15 protein-coding genes and 1 pseudogene are annotated in these 17783 nt (G+C 58.1%); 13 read left to right on the top strand and 3 right to left on the bottom strand.

Annotated elements, in window-relative coordinates; translation table 11 throughout:
• Window positions 1–596 precede the first annotated feature (596 nt).
• The 13 genes from cyoA to C4J90_RS21750 all read left to right on the top strand — a co-directional run bounded on the left by cyoA (window position 597) and on the right by C4J90_RS21750 (window position 14516).
• Window positions 597–1538 carry a ubiquinol oxidase subunit II gene (gene cyoA, locus C4J90_RS21810; RefSeq protein ID WP_124359764.1) on the top strand — a complete coding sequence of 314 codons (942 nt, stop codon included), beginning with the start codon at window positions 597–599 and terminating at the stop codon, window positions 1536–1538.
• Between the two features lie 3 nt (window positions 1539–1541).
• On the top strand, window positions 1542–3560 hold the full coding sequence (gene cyoB / locus C4J90_RS21805) for a cytochrome o ubiquinol oxidase subunit I (protein ID WP_124364342.1): 2019 nt from the start codon (window positions 1542–1544) through the stop codon (window positions 3558–3560).
• Window positions 3561–3563: 3 nt separating this feature from the next.
• Complete coding sequence (locus C4J90_RS21800; RefSeq protein WP_057723999.1) at window positions 3564–4190, top strand: cytochrome o ubiquinol oxidase subunit III; 627 nt, start codon at window positions 3564–3566, stop codon at window positions 4188–4190.
• Window positions 4190–4525: a cytochrome o ubiquinol oxidase subunit IV gene (gene cyoD, locus C4J90_RS21795; protein ID WP_003194051.1), complete on the top strand. Its 336-nt coding sequence runs from the start codon at window positions 4190–4192 to the stop codon at window positions 4523–4525. Before C4J90_RS21800 ends, cyoD begins: the two co-directional genes overlap by 1 nt.
• Before the next feature lie 11 nt (window positions 4526–4536).
• The gene (gene cyoE, locus C4J90_RS21790) at window positions 4537–5424 is read left to right on the top strand and encodes a heme o synthase (RefSeq protein ID WP_124420796.1); all 888 of its coding nucleotides are present in this window, start codon (window positions 4537–4539) and stop codon (window positions 5422–5424) included.
• Between the two features lie 101 nt (window positions 5425–5525).
• On the top strand, window positions 5526–6224 hold the full coding sequence (gene queC / locus C4J90_RS21785) for a 7-cyano-7-deazaguanine synthase QueC (RefSeq protein WP_124405235.1): 699 nt from the start codon (window positions 5526–5528) through the stop codon (window positions 6222–6224).
• Window positions 6225–6638: 414 nt separating this feature from the next.
• Complete coding sequence (locus C4J90_RS21780) at window positions 6639–7724, top strand: pyridoxal phosphate-dependent aminotransferase (RefSeq protein ID WP_124420795.1); 1086 nt, start codon at window positions 6639–6641, stop codon at window positions 7722–7724.
• 197 nt (window positions 7725–7921) lie between these two features.
• On the top strand, window positions 7922–8635 hold the full coding sequence (locus C4J90_RS21775) for a helix-turn-helix transcriptional regulator (protein ID WP_124364338.1): 714 nt from the start codon (window positions 7922–7924) through the stop codon (window positions 8633–8635).
• A gap of 251 nt (window positions 8636–8886) precedes the next feature.
• Window positions 8887–9951 (top strand): fatty acid desaturase family protein, encoded by a 1065-nt coding sequence (locus tag C4J90_RS21770; RefSeq protein ID WP_124420794.1) that lies wholly within the window; start codon window positions 8887–8889, stop codon window positions 9949–9951.
• Window positions 9952–9955: 4 nt separating this feature from the next.
• Window positions 9956–10927 (top strand): proline dehydrogenase family protein, encoded by a 972-nt coding sequence (locus C4J90_RS21765; RefSeq protein WP_124364336.1) that lies wholly within the window; start codon window positions 9956–9958, stop codon window positions 10925–10927.
• Window positions 10928–10940: 13 nt separating this feature from the next.
• Window positions 10941–12191, top strand: a complete 1251-nt coding sequence (locus C4J90_RS21760) for an ATP-grasp domain-containing protein (RefSeq protein WP_124364335.1) — start codon at window positions 10941–10943, stop codon at window positions 12189–12191.
• Window positions 12191–13393, top strand: a complete 1203-nt coding sequence (locus C4J90_RS21755; RefSeq protein ID WP_124420793.1) for an MFS transporter — start codon at window positions 12191–12193, stop codon at window positions 13391–13393. The genes C4J90_RS21760 and C4J90_RS21755 overlap by 1 nt, the downstream gene beginning before the upstream one ends.
• A gap of 1 nt (window position 13394) precedes the next feature.
• Entirely contained in the window at window positions 13395–14516 is a 1122-nt protein-coding gene (locus tag C4J90_RS21750; protein ID WP_124420792.1) for an aminotransferase class V-fold PLP-dependent enzyme, read from the top strand.
• Window positions 14517–14525: 9 nt separating this feature from the next.
• Here C4J90_RS21750 and C4J90_RS21745 read toward each other — a convergent pair whose 3' ends face one another.
• The 3 genes and pseudogenes from C4J90_RS21745 to C4J90_RS21735 form a co-directional block, all read right to left on the bottom strand.
• Window positions 14526–15242, bottom strand: coding sequence for a hypothetical protein (locus C4J90_RS21745; RefSeq protein ID WP_124420791.1), 717 nt, complete (start codon window positions 15240–15242; stop codon window positions 14526–14528).
• A gap of 112 nt (window positions 15243–15354) precedes the next feature.
• Window positions 15355–16605, bottom strand: coding sequence for an aspartate aminotransferase family protein (locus C4J90_RS21740; protein WP_124420790.1), 1251 nt, complete (start codon window positions 16603–16605; stop codon window positions 15355–15357).
• Between the two features lie 105 nt (window positions 16606–16710).
• Window positions 16711–17723 (bottom strand): annotated as a pseudogene (locus tag C4J90_RS21735) (diguanylate cyclase domain-containing protein).
• Window positions 17724–17783: the final 60 nt, after the last annotated feature.

Raw genomic sequence — 17783 nt, 5'->3', positions numbered from 1 at the left:
TGCTGTCAATTCGTGGTTTGAAAGACACCGCCGGGCGTGTGAGGTTTGAGCCGATGAGCGCTCTGCAAATGCCTTGTTTTATGGGGACTTTGCCACGTTTGCCATGCCCTTACACAGCGTAAGGGGAGTGGCAATCTGCCCAATAACAGCGCAATTTTTGTGGTTTTTGTTGAGAATTGAACGCGATAACATCGCGAACCCTTGCAGGAATGGTGAAGTATTATTGCTGTAATCGATAAAAATTATTTCTTTATCAGACATGGTTTATACATCGCTAGCTAACTACAATCGCCCGCACTGAATGTCCGGTGCTGTTCAATATTTGAGCATTGGAGCGGTCGAGGAGCAGATGGAAGGCTCTGTGCGATCCCAGGTTCCGGCAGCCTTTCAACTTTCCGCACCAAATGGAATTGGTCTGTAACAAGGCCTTTAGCCACGAAATCGAATAAGAACTCACCGCAGGTCCGTGCGACGTACAGCTATGACGTAACGGGCAGGCTCTTATTCAATCGAAGAGAAATGCCAACCCTTGGCAGGGTGAAGTGTTGGCGATCAAAACCCAACTGCATTGCGCAAGCTGCTTTAGAGGTCGTGAGATGAGTAAAAACAGGTACCCCCGATTACTAGGCTTTTTGCCGCTGCTTGGCATGATGTTAATGCTGGGAGGCTGCAAGTGGACCTTGCTCGACCCAAAAGGACAGGTCGGTCTGGATGAACGAAACCTGATCATCACCGCCACCCTGCTGATGCTGCTGGTCGTGATCCCTGTGATCATCATGACCTTCGCCTTCGCCTGGAAATACCGCGCGTCCAACACCAGCGCTACCTACGCGCCGAAGTGGTCGCACTCCACCAAGATCGAAATCGCGGTGTGGCTGGTCCCGATCCTCATCATCATTGCCCTGGGTTATGTGACCTACAAGTCCACCCATGCACTGGACCCGTACCGTCCGCTGGAATCCGACGTCAAGCCGATCAACATCGAAGTGGTCGCGCTGGACTGGAAGTGGCTGTTCATCTACCCGGACCTGGGTATCGCCACTGTGAACCAGATCCGGTTCCCGGAGCACACTCCGCTTAACTTCAAGATCACCTCCGACGCCGTGATGAACTCGTTCTTCATCCCAGCCCTGGGCGGCCAGATCTACGCGATGGCAGGCATGCAGACCAAGCTGCACCTGATCGCCAACCAGAAAGCTGAAATGGAAGGCATCTCTGCCAACTACAGCGGCGCTGGCTTCACCGGCATGAAATTCAAAGCGATCTCGACGAGCCAGGAAGAATTTGACGCCTGGGTAGCCGAAGTCAAGGCCGCACCTAAACAGCTTGATCAAGCTGAATACGACGCCCTGACCAAACCAAGCCAGAACAACCCTGTCGCCCTGTACTCCGCGTTTGAGCCGAACCTGTTTCAGAAAATCGTCGACAAGTACGAAGGTATGAAGCCAGGCAAGCCGGTCAAGCACGAGAAGAAAGAAGTGGCCGTGGTTGAAGGTTCTGACACAGGCGCGCATTCAACTGCTGGGGCAGAGGAGTAAACGATGTTTGGTAAATTAAGTTGGGACGCGGTCCCTTTCCACGAGCCGATTGTGATGATTACCATCGCCATGATCGCGCTGGGTGGTCTGGCACTGTTTGCAGGTATCACGTACTTCAAGAAGTGGACCTACCTGTGGACCGAGTGGCTGACCTCGGTTGACCACAAGAAAATCGGCGTCATGTACGTCATCGTTGCCATGGTCATGCTGCTGCGTGGTTTTGCCGACGCCATCATGATGCGTACCCAGTTGGCCATGGCCACCGAGGGTTCGCCTGGCTACCTGCCACCTGAACACTATGACCAGATCTTCACCGCCCACGGTGTGATCATGATCATCTTCATGGCGATGCCATTCTTCACCGGCTTGATGAACCTGGCCTTGCCGCTGCAGATCGGTGCGCGTGACGTTGCCTACCCGTTCCTGAACTCCCTGAGCTTCTGGCTGCTGGTATCCGGCGTTGTGCTGATCAACGTGTCCCTGGGCGTCGGCGAATTCGCCAAGACCGGTTGGGTTGCGTATCCGCCATTGTCGGGCCTGCAATACAGTCCGGGCGTGGGTGTGGACTACTACATCTGGGCGCTACAGTTATCAGGACTCGGGACGACATTGACGGGGGTCAACTTCCTGGCCACCGTGCTGAAAATGCGCGCCCCTGGCATGAAACTTATGGACATGCCGATCTTCACCTGGACCTGCACCTGGGCAAACGTGCTGATCGTGGCTTCGTTCCCGATCCTGGCCGCTACCATGGCGCTGCTGTCGCTTGACCGTTACCTGGATTTCCACATTTTCACCAATGAACTTGGTGGCAATCCAATGATGTACGTGAACCTGTTCTGGGCATGGGGGCACCCTGAGGTGTACATCCTGATCCTGCCAGCGTTCGGTATCTTCTCCGAAGTGATCTCGACCTTTACCGGCAAGCGCCTGTTCGGTCACCACTCGATGGTTTATGCATCGGGCGCGATTTCGGTACTGGGCTTCATGGTGTGGCTGCACCACTTCTTCACCATGGGTTCGGGGGCCAGCGTCAACGCCTTCTTCGGCCTGGCGACGATGCTGATTTCCATCCCGACGGGGGTGAAGCTATTCAACTGGCTGTTCACCATCTACCACGGTCGTCTGCGCATGACCAGCCAGGTCCTGTGGACCCTGGGCTTCATGGTCACCTTCGCCATCGGCGGCATGACCGGCGTACTCCTGGCCATCCCGGGTGCTGACTTCGTGCTGCACAACAGCCTGTTCGTGATCGCTCACTTCCACAACGTGATCATCGGTGGTGCGGTATTCGGCTACATCGCTGGTTTCAGCTTCTACTTCCCGAAAGCGTTCGGCTTCAAGCTGCACGAAGGTTGGGGCAAGGCTGCATTCTGGTTCTGGATCTCGGGCTTCTTCGTCGCGTTCATGCCGCTCTATGCACTGGGCTTCATGGGCATGACCCGTCGTCTGAACGCTACCACCAACCCTGAGTGGGTGCCGTACCTGTACGTCGCCATGTTCGGTGCGGTGATGATCGCTGTGGGCATCGCCTGCCAGCTGATCCAGCTGTATGTCAGCGTGCGTGATCGCAAGCAGAACCTGTGCGAATCGGGCGACCCGTGGAATGGCCACACCCTGGAATGGTCGACCTCGTCGCCACCGCCGTTCTACAACTTCGCCGTGATTCCTACCGCGAACACCATCGATGCGTTCACCGAAGCCAAGGAAGACGGTACTGCGTACCAGCAACCCAAGCACTACGAACCGATCCACATGCCAAACAACACCGCCACTGGCGTGGTGATGGGTGCGCTGTTGACCGTGTTCGGTTTCGCGATGATCTGGCACATCTGGTGGCTGGCAATCGCGAGCCTGGTGGGCACTATCGGTTACTTCATCATTCACGCTGCCCGTGATGATCAAGGCTACATGGTGCCGGTCGAAACGATCGAACGCATCGAAGCCGAGCAGCACGCTCGCCTGGTAGCCGAGAAGAAGATCCCGGCCAACCGTGTAGAAACCTCGTTGGAACAGGCTTAAACCATGTCGAACTTAGTGACCAATGCTGGACACGCCCATGTCGATGACCATGGGCACGATGACCATCACCACGATTCGGGGCCAATAACCGTCTTCGGTTTCTGGCTCTACCTGATGACCGACTGCATCTTGTTTGCATCGATCTTCGCGGTGTACGCGGTACTGGTAAACAACGTAGCGGGTGGCCCGTCGGGCCACGACATCTTCGAACTGCCTTACGTGCTCGGCGAAACCGCCTTGCTGTTGTTCAGTTCGATCACCTACGGCTTCGCCATGTTGGCCTTCTACAAGGGCAACAAGAAAGGCGTGCTGAGCTGGTTGGCACTGACCTTCCTGTTCGGCCTGGGCTTCATTGGCATGGAGATCAACGAGTTCCACCTGCTGATCTCCGAAGGCTACGGCCCGCACCGTTCCGGTTTCCTGTCGGCGTTCTTCACGCTGGTCGGTACCCACGGTCTGCACGTATCCGCCGGCCTGCTGTGGATGGCGGTGATGATGTATCAGGTCAATAAACACGGCCTGACCAACACCAACAAGACCCGCCTGAGCTGCCTGAGCCTGTTCTGGCACTTCCTGGACGTGGTCTGGATCTGCGTATTCACCGTCGTTTACTTGATGGGGACTCTGTAATGGCTAATGCACACTCCCATGACAGCCACGATTCAAGCCACGGCAGCGTAAAGTCTTACGCCATCGGCTTTATCCTGTCGGTCATCCTGACCCTGATCCCGTTCGGCCTGGTGATGTACCCAACCCTGCCGAAGTCGATCACCTTGATGATCGTGTTGGCGTTCGCGGTGATTCAGGTCCTGGTTCACCTGGTGTACTTCCTGCACCTGGACCGTTCCAAAGAGCAGCGCGAGAACGTGATTGCGTTCGTGTTCGCAGGCCTGGTGATCGTTCTGTTGGTTGGTCTGTCGCTGTGGATCATGTTCAGCATCCACACCTACATGATGGCGAAGTGAGGTAAAACCCGATGTCGCTTAAGCACTTTATCCAAATCACCAAACCGGGGATCATTTTCGGTAACGTGCTTTCTGTGGCGGGCGGTTTCTTCCTGGCCTCCAAGGGACATGTCGATCTGGCCATCTTCCTGGCTGCAATGATCGGCACGTCCCTGGTGGTAGCTTCCGGATGCGTGTTCAACAACTGCATCGACCGTGACATCGACGTCAAGATGGAGCGCACCAAGAATCGCGTGCTGGTCCAGGGCCTTATCTCCCTGAAGCTGGCACTGATTTTCGCGACCGTCCTGGGTGTTGCGGGCGTGGTGTTGTTGTACAAGGTGGCCAACCCGCTGGCGGCGCTGTTTGCCGTGATCGGTTTTGTCATCTACGTCGGCCTCTACAGCCTCTACCTCAAGCGCAAGTCGGTACACGGCACGCTGGTGGGCAGTCTGTCGGGGGCGATGCCGCCGGTGATTGGTTATGTGGCTGTAACCAATAGCTTCGACATGGCCGCGCTGGTGCTGCTGGTGATGTTCAGCCTGTGGCAGATGCCGCATTCCTACGCCATCGCGATTTTCCGCTTCAATGACTACCTGGCTGCGTCGATTCCGGTTTTGCCGGTCAAGCGTGGCATCCAGGTGGCCAAGAAACACATCCTGCTCTACATCCTGGCCTTCCTCGTGGCGACCTTGATGTTGACCTTCAGTGGCTACGCCGGCATGAGCTACCTCGCCGTCGCCGCGGCCATGGGCATGTACTGGTTGTACATGGCCTGGACCGGCTACAAGGCGGTGGATGACACCGTCTGGGCGCGCAAGCTGTTCGTGTTCTCGATCTTCACCATCACCGCGCTCAGCGTGATGATGTCCCTGGATTTCCAAGTACCGAAAGAGCTGTTGCTGACTTACGCGCACTGAGTGGTCTGGCAGTGAAAAACCCCGCCTTCGAAAGAGCGCGGGGTTTTTTATTGAGTGGCCTTTAAACTATTCCCCATTCTTCGAAGGCAGGAAGCAAAGCAATGAGTAAAAAAGCCGTGATGGTGTTCAGTGGCGGGCAGGATTCGACCACCTGCCTGATCCAGGCGCTGAAGCTGTATGACGAAGTGCACTGCATCACCTTCGATTATGGTCAGCGCCATGTGGCGGAAATCGAAGTGGCCCAGAAGTTGGCCAAGCAATTGGGCGCCACCGTGCACAAAGTGATGGACGTGTCGCTGCTCAATGAACTGGCGATCAGCAGCCTCACCCGTGACAACATTCCGGTGCCGACCGTGAACAGCTCAGGCGAAAGCCTGCCGAGCACCTTCGTGCCGGGCCGCAATATCCTGTTCCTGACCCTGGCCGCGATCTACGCCTATCAAGTGAAGGCTGAGACCGTCATCACCGGCGTGTGCGAAACCGACTTCTCGGGATATCCGGATTGCCGTGACGAGTTCGTCAAGGCACTGAACCAGGCCCTCAAGCTGGGCATGGAATACGACGTGCGTCTCGACACCCCGTTGATGTGGCTGAACAAGGCCGAGACCTGGGCCCTGGCCGATTACCACGGGCAACTGGAGCTGGTGCGCGAGCAGACACTGACCTGCTACAACGGCGTCATTGGCACCGGCTGTGGCGAGTGTGATGCGTGCAACCTGCGCGCCCGGGGCCTGAATGAATATCTGCAAAACAAGGCGGATGTGATGCAGAGCCTGAAGCACAAGTTACAGTTGAAGTAATTCGATCCAGGGCCAGGTGAGGTCTACCTGATAGAGGACGATCAAAGTGTGGGAGGGGGCAAGCCCCGATGAGGCAGTGTCAGTGAATGCCTGTGTAACTGACACACCGCCATCGGGAGCAAGTCGAATCGTCGCACCGCCCCTCCCACATAAGTTTCGCGGTAGGGCCCTGAACCTGTGGCGGCTCAGGAGTCGAAGCCTCGCTAACTGACACCCCGCGTTCCAAATGTGGGAGGGGGCTTGCTCCCGATGGCGGCCTGACAGCCGACCAGGATGCTGAATCAGAGCGAGTACATATCCGTTGCTGCGGTAACGGCGGCTAATCCGGTGGTGCTAAATCGGGCGACATTTTCCTCGTCATACTCTTTGTATGACCCGTACGAATCCCCCGTCCGCCTACAAGGAGTAGTCACCATGGTCAGCGTCAGTCGTCGATCCCTTCTCGCCCTGGGCGCGGCCTTGCCTGTGCTCGGGCATCTCGATTGGGCAGTCGCAAGCCCTGCGCCGGCGGCCTCTGACGATGTATTGCTCAACTACAACGAAAGCCCTTATGGGCCGTCGAAAGCGGCGCTTGAGGCGATGCAGCGTGGTATTGCGGCAGCCGGGCGTTATCCCTACCCGCACATGTACGCGCTGGCTGCGCTGTTTGCCCAACAGCAAGGCATCAGCGAAGACAACGTGGCGGTGTTTGCCGGCTCCATGGCCGCGTTGCGCTATGCCGTATTGGCATTCACCCACCCAACCCGTGGCCTGGTGATGGCCGCGCCGTCCTATGAAGTTCCGCGCCAGGCGGCCGAATCAAACAAGGCGCCGGTACACGAAGTCAGCCTCGATGCCCAGCATGCCCATGATGTACCGGCGATGCTCGCGGCTGATCCCCAGGCCGGCATGCTGTACCTGTGCAACCCCAATAACCCGACCGGCACCCTGACGCCGACCGAGGCTATCCGCCAGGCGCTGGAGAACAAACCCAAAGGCAGCGTGCTGGTGGTGGACGAAGCCTATATCGACTTCTGCGACGCCCCCAGTTGCGTGAGTTGGATCAAGGACCATGACGATCTGCTGGTACTGCGCACCTTCTCGAAAATTTACGGCATGGCCGGTGCGCGCCTCGGTTTGGCGATCGGCCATCCCTCGCTGCTGGAGCGCCTCGCGGTGTTTGGCGGCGACAATGTCCCGGCCGGTGCCAGCCTGCTGGGTGCCCATGCCAGCCTGGAAGACGTCAAGCTACTGGGCCAGCGCAAGGCGCTCAATGCCGATGTGCGTGAGGAGACCATCGCTTGGCTGAAGGGCCGGGGCTATAGCTGCACGGCTTCCCAGAGCAATTGCTTCATGATCGACGTGAAGCAGCCGGCAGAGCAGGTGGTTGCCCGCCTGGCTGCACAGAATGTGCTGGTAGGGCGCGTCTGGAAGGATTGGCCGCAGTGGGTGCGGGTGACGGTAGGTAATAAGCAGCAAATGCAGCGGTTTCGCGAGGTGTTTGCGACACAGATAGCCTGACCAGACACTGCTGCGCCTGCTCGCGGTCGGCTCAGCGCTGGAAGCACTGGACAAGGTTGGTAGGCATGTTTCATTCTTTCCCTGATATAGAGGAATTTTCCTACGGTGTAGGTCGATTTTGATCGGAAGCTTACGGATTGAAGCACTCCGGTCAGGTCGCTAACCTCACCCGTTGTCACTCATCAGGGACGATAGTCATGCGAAGCGATGGTCAAGCCAATAACAATACGCTCATGCAGCCCGCCGATGTGCGCCAATTGCTCGATGTTGAGCTGAGCCGACGCGGCCTCGGGCATTTCGAGGTCTATCAGTGTGGGCCGACGCTGGATGAAGCGGAAATCATCACTAACTACCCCGACGCGCTGGACCGTGGTGACGCTGCAGATGACTTTTACCAACGCGGTCAATTGCTGTCCTTATCCAAACGCCGCATAAAACCGTTTTTCTGGAGCGATGAAAACATCCTTGCGCCCGCTGCAGACGCGGTCCCGGTGCCTGGGCCCTGTGCCCCCGTCGGCGAGGGCGCCAGTTTTATCGTGCATGGTAACCGGGGCTTCTATTCCATCCTCAACCTGTGCAGCTTTGGCGAACATCAACAGTTTCGCGAACGAGTGCTGGCCAACAAAAGTGAACTGCAGATGCTGCTGGTCTCGGTTTACGACGAGGCGTTGGAAAGCACCACCGTGCTCCCGCCGGTTGTACCGGAAACCGTGCTGACACCTCGGGAAACGCAGGTGTTGTCCTGGACCAGTCAGGGCAAGACCTATAACGAAATAGCGCTTCTGGTCTCAATGAGCCCGCGTACGGTCAAGTTCCATATGAAGAATATCTTCAGCAAGCTGAATGTGCCCAACGGCAAGTCCGCCATTCGCAAAGCCTTGCAGCTGGGCTATATCCGCGAACAGGCCTGATTCGCCGGTACTTCTTTTTCCATTGCCACGCCCGCCGATGATTTATTACCGGCGGGCGTGCGCGTGCGCGTGTGATTTGGCGCTACCTGTCTAAAAGGGCAGCTTGTTCACTTTCAAGCGGTGCTTTAGTTTTTTTGCAGCCAATGAGTTTAGCTCAGGCAAAAAAAAACAAGAGCCGCAACATCCCAAAAAATCATCGTCGCTCTAGGCGATAGGCGTGTTGCAGCGTGCCGCTTAATTATGGAGTGATTATGCTGGTCGATAAAAACAAAGAACCTGCTGGCGATTACGCCGGGGGTATTTCCCGTGAAACCTTCGGGATGCTCAAGCACCTGTGCAAGAAAGATAACTACCATTGGGCCATCGCACTGGGTAAGGATTATTCAATCATCGCCTTTGCCATTTATCTGTCCGTGGGCGTCAGCTATTGGTTTTATCCCGTTTCGCTGTTTCTCATCGGCACCACTCAACGTGCCCTGGCGAACGTGTTGCACGAGTCAAGTCACAAACTGTTGGCGAAAAACCGGGCGATCAACTGGTTTGCCGGTACCTTTCTCTCGGGGTACCTGATCTTCCATCTTTACCAGTCCTACAGCACCTCGCACGTCAAAAACCACCATGTGCACCTGGGGCACCCGGAAAAAGACCCGGACTACAATTTCCATCTCAAGTGCGGCCTGTACGACCTCCAGCAAAGCGAGCGCGAGTTCTTCCTGAAGAACGTGGTGATGGCGTTATCGGGTTACCGCACCCTTCAATACATCAAGTACATCGTCAAGGACCGGCTCCAGGGCCAGGACGCACGCATCCGCAAGGAACGCGTGCTGATGTGGGCCTACTGGGCAGTGATTTTTGCAGTGGTTGCCTGGTTTGGCCTTGCGGTTGAACTGGTGCTGTTCTGGTTCGTGCCGCTGTTCACGGCCGCCGTGGCTGTGGGCTGGATCATCGAGCTGGCCGAGCACTATCCGTTGCCCGCCGTTGAAAGCGAAAAGCTGCTGCTGACCCGTAACCGTAAAGGCAACGCGCTGGAAAACTTCTTTTTCGGCCGCCACGACGATAACTACCACCTTGTGCACCACCTGCACCCGTCGATTCCCCACTGGAACATGCGCAAGGCCCATAAACTGCTGATGTCGCACCCCGAGTACGCACGCTGGGACAACCTGTGGGCGGGGATTTTTACCCGTGACCGGCATAGCCGCCACAAGGAAACCCTGCTCAGTTACGCGGCCAAATTCCGCGCCCACAAGATCGCCAACCACAACGACGATTCGAGTTTCGCACGTCGCATGCTCAACCAGTCCTACGGGGTTTAATGCCATGAACACGACAGATAACAGCCTGCTGGCAACCCTGGCCCTGAAGAAACTGGCGGCGAACAAGACCTACCGCGACTTGTTCCTGGAGAGCGAGACGCTGCGTGATTTCCTGCGACCTGCGGCGCTCCGCTACATCATTTCCGAAGACCGCCTGGAGATGCTCGACAAACTTGGGGCCCTATTGGCCAAAGGCTATCGCACCGGTGTCGAGTTCGTCGGTGAGGAAGCGACGACGCTGGCCGAGGTGACCACGGCAACCGATGAATACCTGCAGCTGATCGACTTGATCGCCCAGCATCCCAAGCTCGGCGAACCTCCTCAGTTGGGGTTCGATTTGTCGAACGTCGGTACCATCATTTCCCGCGAGCTGGCAGTCGAGAACTGCTCGAAGATCCTGGCCCATGCAGCCGATAAGGATGTCGGTGTGATCATCAGCATGGAGCGCTCCCAATGGACGGATTCGATCCTTGAGATCTTCCTGCACCTGAGCGGGCGTTTTCCCAACGTGGGCATCACCCTCCAGGCGCAGTTGAACCGAACCCCGGATGACCTGGGAGCGGTGCTGGAAACCGGCTGCAAGGTGCGCCTGGTCAAAGGCGTCTATGCTGAGCCTGCCGCCATTGCTTTACCCCGTGGCGAGGCGCTCAACGAGCGTTACCTGGGGCTGCTGGACCGCATCAATGGTGGCCGCGGGCAGTTTGCTTTCGCCACCCAGGACCCGCTGCTGATTGAAGAAATCCTCACCAGCCACATCGCTGACCGAGGTGAGCTGGAGATGCTCCACGGTGTGCGTCCTGAGCTGATCAAGGCGGTAAAAGACCAGGGCCAGGTCAAGGCCCGGGTGTCGGCGGTTTACGGCACCAACTGGTACTTGCACCTGTTGCACCGTGTGGCTGAGTTCCCGCAGAACATTTTCCTGGCGCTGGATGACGTGGCTTCGCCACGGGCCTCTGAAACCGCCACTCATTACTGAAAAGGACATTCTTATGAAGCAGTACGTCGCATTGGTGGATGTCTACTCGAGCGGTAATTTCCTGCCGCAGTATTTCCGGGATGCCGGTTTCAGCCTGATCCATGTACAGAGTACACCCGAGCTGATGCCAAGCATGCTCGGGCCGAACCTGTCTGAGTTCGAGCACAACCTGGCACTCAACGACAACGCCGAGGATATAGTGCGACGCTTGCGTGAGTTCAACGTAGTCGCCGTCATTGCCGGCCAGGAGCCGGGCGTGCCATTCGCCGATTACTTGAGTGAACAGTTGCAACTGTCCACCTCCAACGGCAGTGCAGGCTCACGCGCTCGCCGCGACAAGTTTGAAATGATCAACAAAGTCGCCGCCGCAGGCCTGTTGACCGCACGCCAGATCAAATCCTCGGACCCCGCCGAGCTGTTGGCCTGGGTCGAGGCCGGTCAGGTGTTTCCCTGCGTGATCAAACCGCTGAGTTCGGCATCCACCGACGGGGTTTCGATCTGCCACAACCTCGAGGACGTCAAGCGCGCCTGTGAGGAGGTGGTGTCCAACCCGGATATCTTCGGTCTGCCCAACACGGAAATTCTTTGTCAGTCCTACCTCAAGGGTCCGGAGTACATCGTCGATACCGTCAGCCGTGATGGGCAGACTTACGTGTGCGGGATCTGGCGCTATGTGAAGCGTGAAATCAGCGGCGGCAAGAACATCTACGACCGCGACGTGCTGATTGCCCCGGACAGCGCCGAGGCCAACGTGCTGGTGGACTACATCGTGAAGGCGCTCAAGGCGCTGGGTATCGATAACGGCCCGGCCCATTCGGAAGTGATCCTCACCGAAGCCGGCCCCGCGCTGGTGGAAGTCGGTGCTCGCCTGAACGGCAACATGGAACCAAGGTTCCATGACATCAGCCTGGGCGGCAACCAGGCGCAGCTCACCTACCTGGCGTACTGCGACGGTGAGGCGTTCAAGGCCAACTACGCCGGCAAGCGCTACCACAAGCTCAAGGAGGCTTGTGTCATCAACACCGACACCACGCTGCAAGGCGAGGTCACCGGATTCAATGAATCGGCCATTCACCGGATCGAGGCGTTGCCTTCGGTGCATAAGCTAAGCGTCAAATACAAGGCCGGCAAGCTGATGAAAAAGACCGTGGACCTGCTCAGCAGCCCGCTGCGGGTGTTTCTGGTATCGGATAGCCAGGGCACTATCGACCAGGATTACGAGCAGATCCGCCAGTACAAAGACAACGTCTATGTGATTCGCTGATGATAGGCACTTATCGCGCGTTGCGCGGGCTCAACGCTCGCTTGCAGTTGCTGTTCCTGATCACCCTGGTGTTCCGCATGGGCACCATGGCGTTCCCTTTCTATGCGGCGTATCTGATTCATCAGCACGCCGTGTCGGCGGCAACCGCAGGGTTGCTGGTGGGCGTTTATGGCGCGGGCGCACTGTTTGTGGACTTGATCATCGGCGGGGTGATCAAGCGGTTTTCCGCCAATCGGGTGATCCTCGGCTCGTTGCTGCTTAACGCGCTGCTGCTGCTGATCATTCCATCGGTGGATAACACGGCGCTGCTGTTTGTGCTGTCGTTTCTGTGGGGGGCCTGCTACGAGGCATTCACGCCGGCGACGTTCTCCGAAACGGTCACTCACAGCAGCAGTGAATCGCGCAAAGTGGCGTTCTCTTGCAACCGTTTGGCGATCAACATCGGCATGGCGATCGGGCCGCTGTTGGGCAGCCTGATTTTCTTGAGTAACGCCGACGCGGTGTTCTACCTCAACGCGGCGTTGTCCCTGGTGGCCTTCGTTGCCTGCCTGCGGTTCGGGCGAGCGGTGCCGGTGGTGCAAGGGGCTACCGTCGTCAGCAAGGGCAACGGCTTGCCGGAGAGCGCAGTGCACGAGCGCTCGCGCTTGCTGGTGATTCTGCTGGCGGCATTGCCGGTGCACGTGGCCTATGCGCTGCCGCCGACGTTTCTGTCGGCCTACATCATCAATTACACCGAGTTGCCGGCGTACTACGTCGGGATCATCTTTTTCATCAATGCACTGCTGGTGATTCTGTTCGAAGTGCCGATCAACCAACGTATGTCGCACCTGTCGAGCAGCCGGTCGCTGGTGGCTGGGTTTCTCGTCGCTGGCGTGGGGTTCTTCCTGATGGGCTTCAGCCATATCGGCGCGCTGTTGCTGGTGGCTACGGTGCTCTGGAGCCTGGGCGAGATGATCGTCTTTCCCGGCATCACCCATTACGTCAGCAGTATCTCCAGCCGTCACACCGTGGACCGCAACCTCGGCTATTACTCGGCGGGGGTGAACATCGGCGTGATGATCACGCCTTCGCTGGCGTTCATGCTGGTGTCACAGCCCTCGCTGCCTTCGCCGTGGCTGCTGGCGGGCACGATATTGCTGCTGTTCGCGGTGGCGGTAGGCGTGATGAAAGGCTCGGCTGTCTTGTGGAACAAGGAAGCATGAAATGAACAGGATTCATCTGAACACCGCTGGCGCGGGCCTGATGTCACCGGCCACGCTGAATGCGATCCAGAGTTTTACCGCCACAGAAGCGCAAATGGGCAGCTATGAAACCGAGCTGGCCTACGAGGCGCTGCTCAACGTCGACCTGTACCGCCTGGTGGCCAAGCTGTTGAATGCAGAGCCTGCGCAGATTGGCTTTTTCAGCAGCGCCACCGAGGCCTGGACCAGCATTCTCGGCAAGCTGCAATTTCCCCGAGGTAAGCGGGTGTGGGTGTCGACCTCGGAATACGCCGCGAACCTGATCTTTTTCAACTACCTCAAGCTCTCGCGTGAGATTCGCGTTGAAGTGATCCCAACCACGGCCACCAGCCCGCTGGACCTGGATTGGGTGCGGCGTCATCTGGACGACGATGTGTTTCTTGTCAGCGTGTCGCACCTGCCGTCGTGCTGCGGGGTGATCAACCCGGTGGAAGCGCTGGGCGCGCTGCTCCAAGGTTCGAACGCACTGTATGTGGTGGATGCGTGCCAATCGCTGGGGCAGTTGCCGCTGGATGTGCGTGATATGCACTGTGATTTATTGACAGGCGCGGGGCGCAAGTTTCTCTGTGGGCCCCGTGGCAGCGGGATTGCTTATGTGTCGCCACGCCTGCTGAGCCAATTGCAGCTGAATTTTGCAGACCTGCACGCCGCCAGCACCGATGGTCAGGTCAACCAGGTGGATGCGTCCGGCGCTCGGGTGCTGGAGATCGCAGAAAAGAGCCTTTCGGCCCTGGTGGGTTTGCACACGGCGGTGCAGGAATACCTGCAAGTAGGCGGCGGGCAGGTGAGCACGGAGCCCTATGCGCTGCTGGCGCAGGCGTTGCGGCGCCTGCCGCAGTTAACGCTGATGTGTGACCAGTTCGAACAGACCGGGATTGTCTCGTTCGTGCCACACAACGTGCCGGCCAAGGCATTTGTCGACCAGGCCCGTGCGCAGGGGCTCAACCTCTGGGCCGGAACTGCCGCCCATACCCCGTTGCTGCTCAAGGACCTGGGCGTCAGCCACTTCGTGCGTGCCTCGGTGGGCCGGCATATCACCCTCGCCCAAGTCGAGCAGGCGCTGGTCATCCTGCGCAGCCTATAGCTTCGGCGCTTACTGGGCGGCGATGGAGTAACCGTCAAAAGCGCTTTGCTGTTGCAGTGCGGTCACAATGCTCTTGCGCGTGACCGGCTGCTCCACGCCGCTGTTATCAACGAAGGTGTCACTTTCCAGCTCCGCCTCGCTGCCTTCACCTACAAAGGTAAGGCCCAGGAACTCCAGCGCTTCGCGGTCCACATTGAGCTTGGAACGCGGTGTGCGCAGCGGCAGGGTGACGCTGATGCCATCCTTGCTGATCACAAATACCTCGGCGTCCTTCTTGGCGCGTGCAGCCTTGCCCTTGCCGGCGCTCGGGTTGCTGATGGCCTGGTGCGACTGGTTCAGCACCTTGAGGGCCAGGCCGTAGACCAGCTCCTGGAATTCGGGGTCGTCCTTGAAGCTGGACAGCAGGCGGCTGATGGAGAACTTGCTGCTCAGGTCTTCCAGGGCAGCGTTGTCGGCGGCTTCGGCGTCCTTCAATTGCTTGAGCTGGCCCATGAGGTCGTAGGCTTTGTCATCGTCGAAGGCGTCATGGGCCTGACGAATGGCCACGCGCAACTCGCGGATCTGGTCGCTTTCCTTGGAAGTGTGAAACGCGTCCAGCACCATTTCGCTGATGATCTTGGCCGCTGGCACATGCTGTGAAAGATTGATGGCGTTTTCATACTCGGCTTTGGCGTGCGAGACGACGACGGAGGCTTCGGCGGATTCAGCGGTGTACGCATCGGACATTGAAATTTCACTACTTCAGTAAACGGAGAGACAAAAAAGCGTCGGGCATTTTCAGGGGGCCGGGGAGTCAGGTCAAGGCGCCTGCGTCAGACGGCTCAGCGAACGTATGCAATCAGTCCAGCTGCTTGAGGCACGCTTCAAGCTTATCCAGGCCTTCCTCCAGCACGGCCGGCTCGATGGTCAGCGGTGCCAGCAAGCGGATGATATGCCGTGACTTGCCGCTGGGCATCAGCAGCAGGCCGGCAGCCCGCGCCAGGCTCAGCAATTGGGTCAGTTGCTTGGCGGCGGGCGTGCCGTCGGCATGCGCCAGTTCAATGCCGCGCATCGCGCCGACACCGGTGAGGCGGCCCAGATACGGCGACAGGTGCTGTGCGCGCCACGCTTGGTAACGTCGCACGATCGCCTCCTCCTGCCGGGAGCCCCATACCTGCAGGTGTTCATCGGTCATCACATCGAGGGTTGCCAACGCGGCGGCGCAGGCGATGGGATTGCCGGAATAGGTACCCCCCAGACCGCCCTTGGGCAGGTTGTCCATCAATGCCTTGCGTCCCACCACCGCCCCCAGCGGCACACCGCCGGCGATGCTTTTGCCGAGCAGGATCAGGTCAGGTTCAATGCCCAGGCGCGAGAAGGCGAATCGCTGCCCGGTGCGACCGAAACCGGACTGGATTTCGTCGGCGATCAAGAGGGTATTGTTCTCGTCACAAAAACGGCGCAGGGCCTGGGCGAATTCGGTATCCAGGGCGAGGAAACCGCCTTCGCCTTGTACCGGTTCAATGATGAAACAGGCTACATCGTTGACGTCGATTTCCACACTGAACAGACGGTCCATGGCCTTCAGCGCTTCGGCACAGGTGACGCCGTTGTCGGCGCTGGGGTAGGGCAGGTGATACACCGGGCCGGGTAGTACGCCGACTTTTTGCTTGTACGGCGCGACCTTGCCATTGAGGTTGAGGGTGGCCAGGGTGCGCCCATGAAACGCGCCGTCAAAAGCAATCACCGCCGTGCGGCCAGTGGCGCCGCGCACAATCTTTAAGGCATTTTCCGCGGCCTCAGCGCCGCTGTTGGTGAGCATGCCGCTGACTGGATAGCTCACCGGAATAAACGCGGTCAGGCGCTCCATCAAATCGATGTAGGGCATGTGCGGCGCGGCGTTGAACGCGTAGTGGGTGAGTCTGGTCGCCTGCTCACGAATCGCGTCCACCACGGTGGGGTGACAATGGCCTAGGTTGAGTACGCCGATGCCGCCGATAAAATCGATATAGCGCTTACCTGCGGTGTCCCAGACCTCAGCGTTTTTTCCATGGCTGAGGTTGATGGGATGGACGATGGAAATCGATTGGCTGATCGTTTCGCGGCTCATGAATCGTTGACTCGGCAGTAATGGGCTCGGTTTATCTAAGCTGCGTGAGCGCCTCTGCCGCAAACGAAATAAAGTCGCCGGGTCATTATTAAAAGTCGGGATCATTCATTCCGAGACTCCATTCTTCCCCGCCGCCTTGGATCGATATAACGCCTGATCGGCGCGCGCCATCAGGGCTGCCGGTGACTCCCCCACCCGCCGTTCCACCACGCCCAGGCTCAGGGTTATCTTGGGATCAGCGGCGGCGAACAGGTTCTGGATTGTGTGGCGCACACGTTCGGCCTGTTCCTTCGCCGTCTGCAGAGAGCTGTTGGGCAAGACCAGCATAAATTCATCGCCGCCCCAGCGGGCCAGCAAATTACCGGCACGTACGCAGGTTTCCAGGCCTTCCACTACCTGGATCAGCGTCTGGTCGCCTACGCCATGGCCGTATCGGTCATTGATCGGCTTGAAGTCATCGATATCCATAGCCACCAGCGCCAATGGCAAGCGAAAGCGCTCGGCGCGGTCGCATTCCTGGAGCATCACTTTTCCAGGCGATAACGGTTGGCGATGCGCGTCAGGGCATCCCGTTCGGCCAGGGAGCGGTTTTCGACCAGTTGCAATTGCAACTGCTGATTGACGCGCGACAATTCAAGGGTGCGCTCGAGCACCAAGGTCTCAAGGGAGCGGTTACGCTTTTGAAGACGTTCAATCGAGCATTTGCGTGCATGTATATCGCGGTGTGCGCCCACCATGCGCGCTACCGAAGTGTCGGGATTGCGCGCAATGATGTAGCCACGGTCCTCGATCCAGAGGAACGTACCGTCGTGTTTTCGACAGCGGTATTCGGCTCGGTACTGGGGCGCGCGTTGGCAGACATAGTCATCAAATCCGGCCATCACATGGGGATAATCCTCGGGATGGATCACGCTTTCCCAGGTGAATACGCTGTTTTCCAGGGAGTGACGCGGATAGCCAAGCATTTCGTACCAGCCGGGATTGCGGTAGACGAACCCGGTATTGGCATTCCAATCCCATATCCCGTCGCTGACCAGTTCCATGATGGCATGCAACATGTCGGTGCTGATATCGGCAAGGTCATTACGCAGCGGTTCGGTGTCGGCTGTATCGTCCATTACACGCTTCCTGCATGAGCGGGCTTTCAAGGCCAGCTGTCGTTGACGCCGATACTCCGT

The sequence above is a fragment of the Pseudomonas sp. R2-60-08W genome, from assembly GCF_003852335.1.
GTDB lineage: Bacteria > Pseudomonadota > Gammaproteobacteria > Pseudomonadales > Pseudomonadaceae > Aquipseudomonas.
This window is presented reverse-complemented; position numbering and strand designations above follow the sequence as displayed.

What these genes read in the sequence shown, in the direction of transcription:
- cyoA (WP_124359764.1), top strand. Translation starts at nt 597, where the DNA reads ATGAGTAAAAACAGGTACCCCCGATTACTAGGCTTTTTGCCGCTGCTT.
- cyoB (WP_124364342.1), top strand. Translation starts at nt 1,542, where the DNA reads ATGTTTGGTAAATTAAGTTGGGACGCGGTCCCTTTCCACGAGCCGATT.
- C4J90_RS21800 (WP_057723999.1), top strand. Translation starts at nt 3,564, where the DNA reads ATGTCGAACTTAGTGACCAATGCTGGACACGCCCATGTCGATGACCAT.
- cyoD (WP_003194051.1), top strand. Translation starts at nt 4,190, where the DNA reads ATGGCTAATGCACACTCCCATGACAGCCACGATTCAAGCCACGGCAGC.
- cyoE (WP_124420796.1), top strand. Translation starts at nt 4,537, where the DNA reads ATGTCGCTTAAGCACTTTATCCAAATCACCAAACCGGGGATCATTTTC.
- queC (WP_124405235.1), top strand. Translation starts at nt 5,526, where the DNA reads ATGAGTAAAAAAGCCGTGATGGTGTTCAGTGGCGGGCAGGATTCGACC.
- C4J90_RS21780 (WP_124420795.1), top strand. Translation starts at nt 6,639, where the DNA reads ATGGTCAGCGTCAGTCGTCGATCCCTTCTCGCCCTGGGCGCGGCCTTG.
- C4J90_RS21775 (WP_124364338.1), top strand. Translation starts at nt 7,922, where the DNA reads ATGCGAAGCGATGGTCAAGCCAATAACAATACGCTCATGCAGCCCGCC.
- C4J90_RS21770 (WP_124420794.1), top strand. Translation starts at nt 8,887, where the DNA reads ATGCTGGTCGATAAAAACAAAGAACCTGCTGGCGATTACGCCGGGGGT.
- C4J90_RS21765 (WP_124364336.1), top strand. Translation starts at nt 9,956, where the DNA reads ATGAACACGACAGATAACAGCCTGCTGGCAACCCTGGCCCTGAAGAAA.
- C4J90_RS21760 (WP_124364335.1), top strand. Translation starts at nt 10,941, where the DNA reads ATGAAGCAGTACGTCGCATTGGTGGATGTCTACTCGAGCGGTAATTTC.
- C4J90_RS21755 (WP_124420793.1), top strand. Translation starts at nt 12,191, where the DNA reads ATGATAGGCACTTATCGCGCGTTGCGCGGGCTCAACGCTCGCTTGCAG.
- C4J90_RS21750 (WP_124420792.1), top strand. Translation starts at nt 13,395, where the DNA reads ATGAACAGGATTCATCTGAACACCGCTGGCGCGGGCCTGATGTCACCG.
- C4J90_RS21745 (WP_124420791.1), bottom strand. Translation starts at nt 15,242, where the DNA reads ATGTCCGATGCGTACACCGCTGAATCCGCCGAAGCCTCCGTCGTCGTC.
- C4J90_RS21740 (WP_124420790.1), bottom strand. Translation starts at nt 16,605, where the DNA reads ATGAGCCGCGAAACGATCAGCCAATCGATTTCCATCGTCCATCCCATC.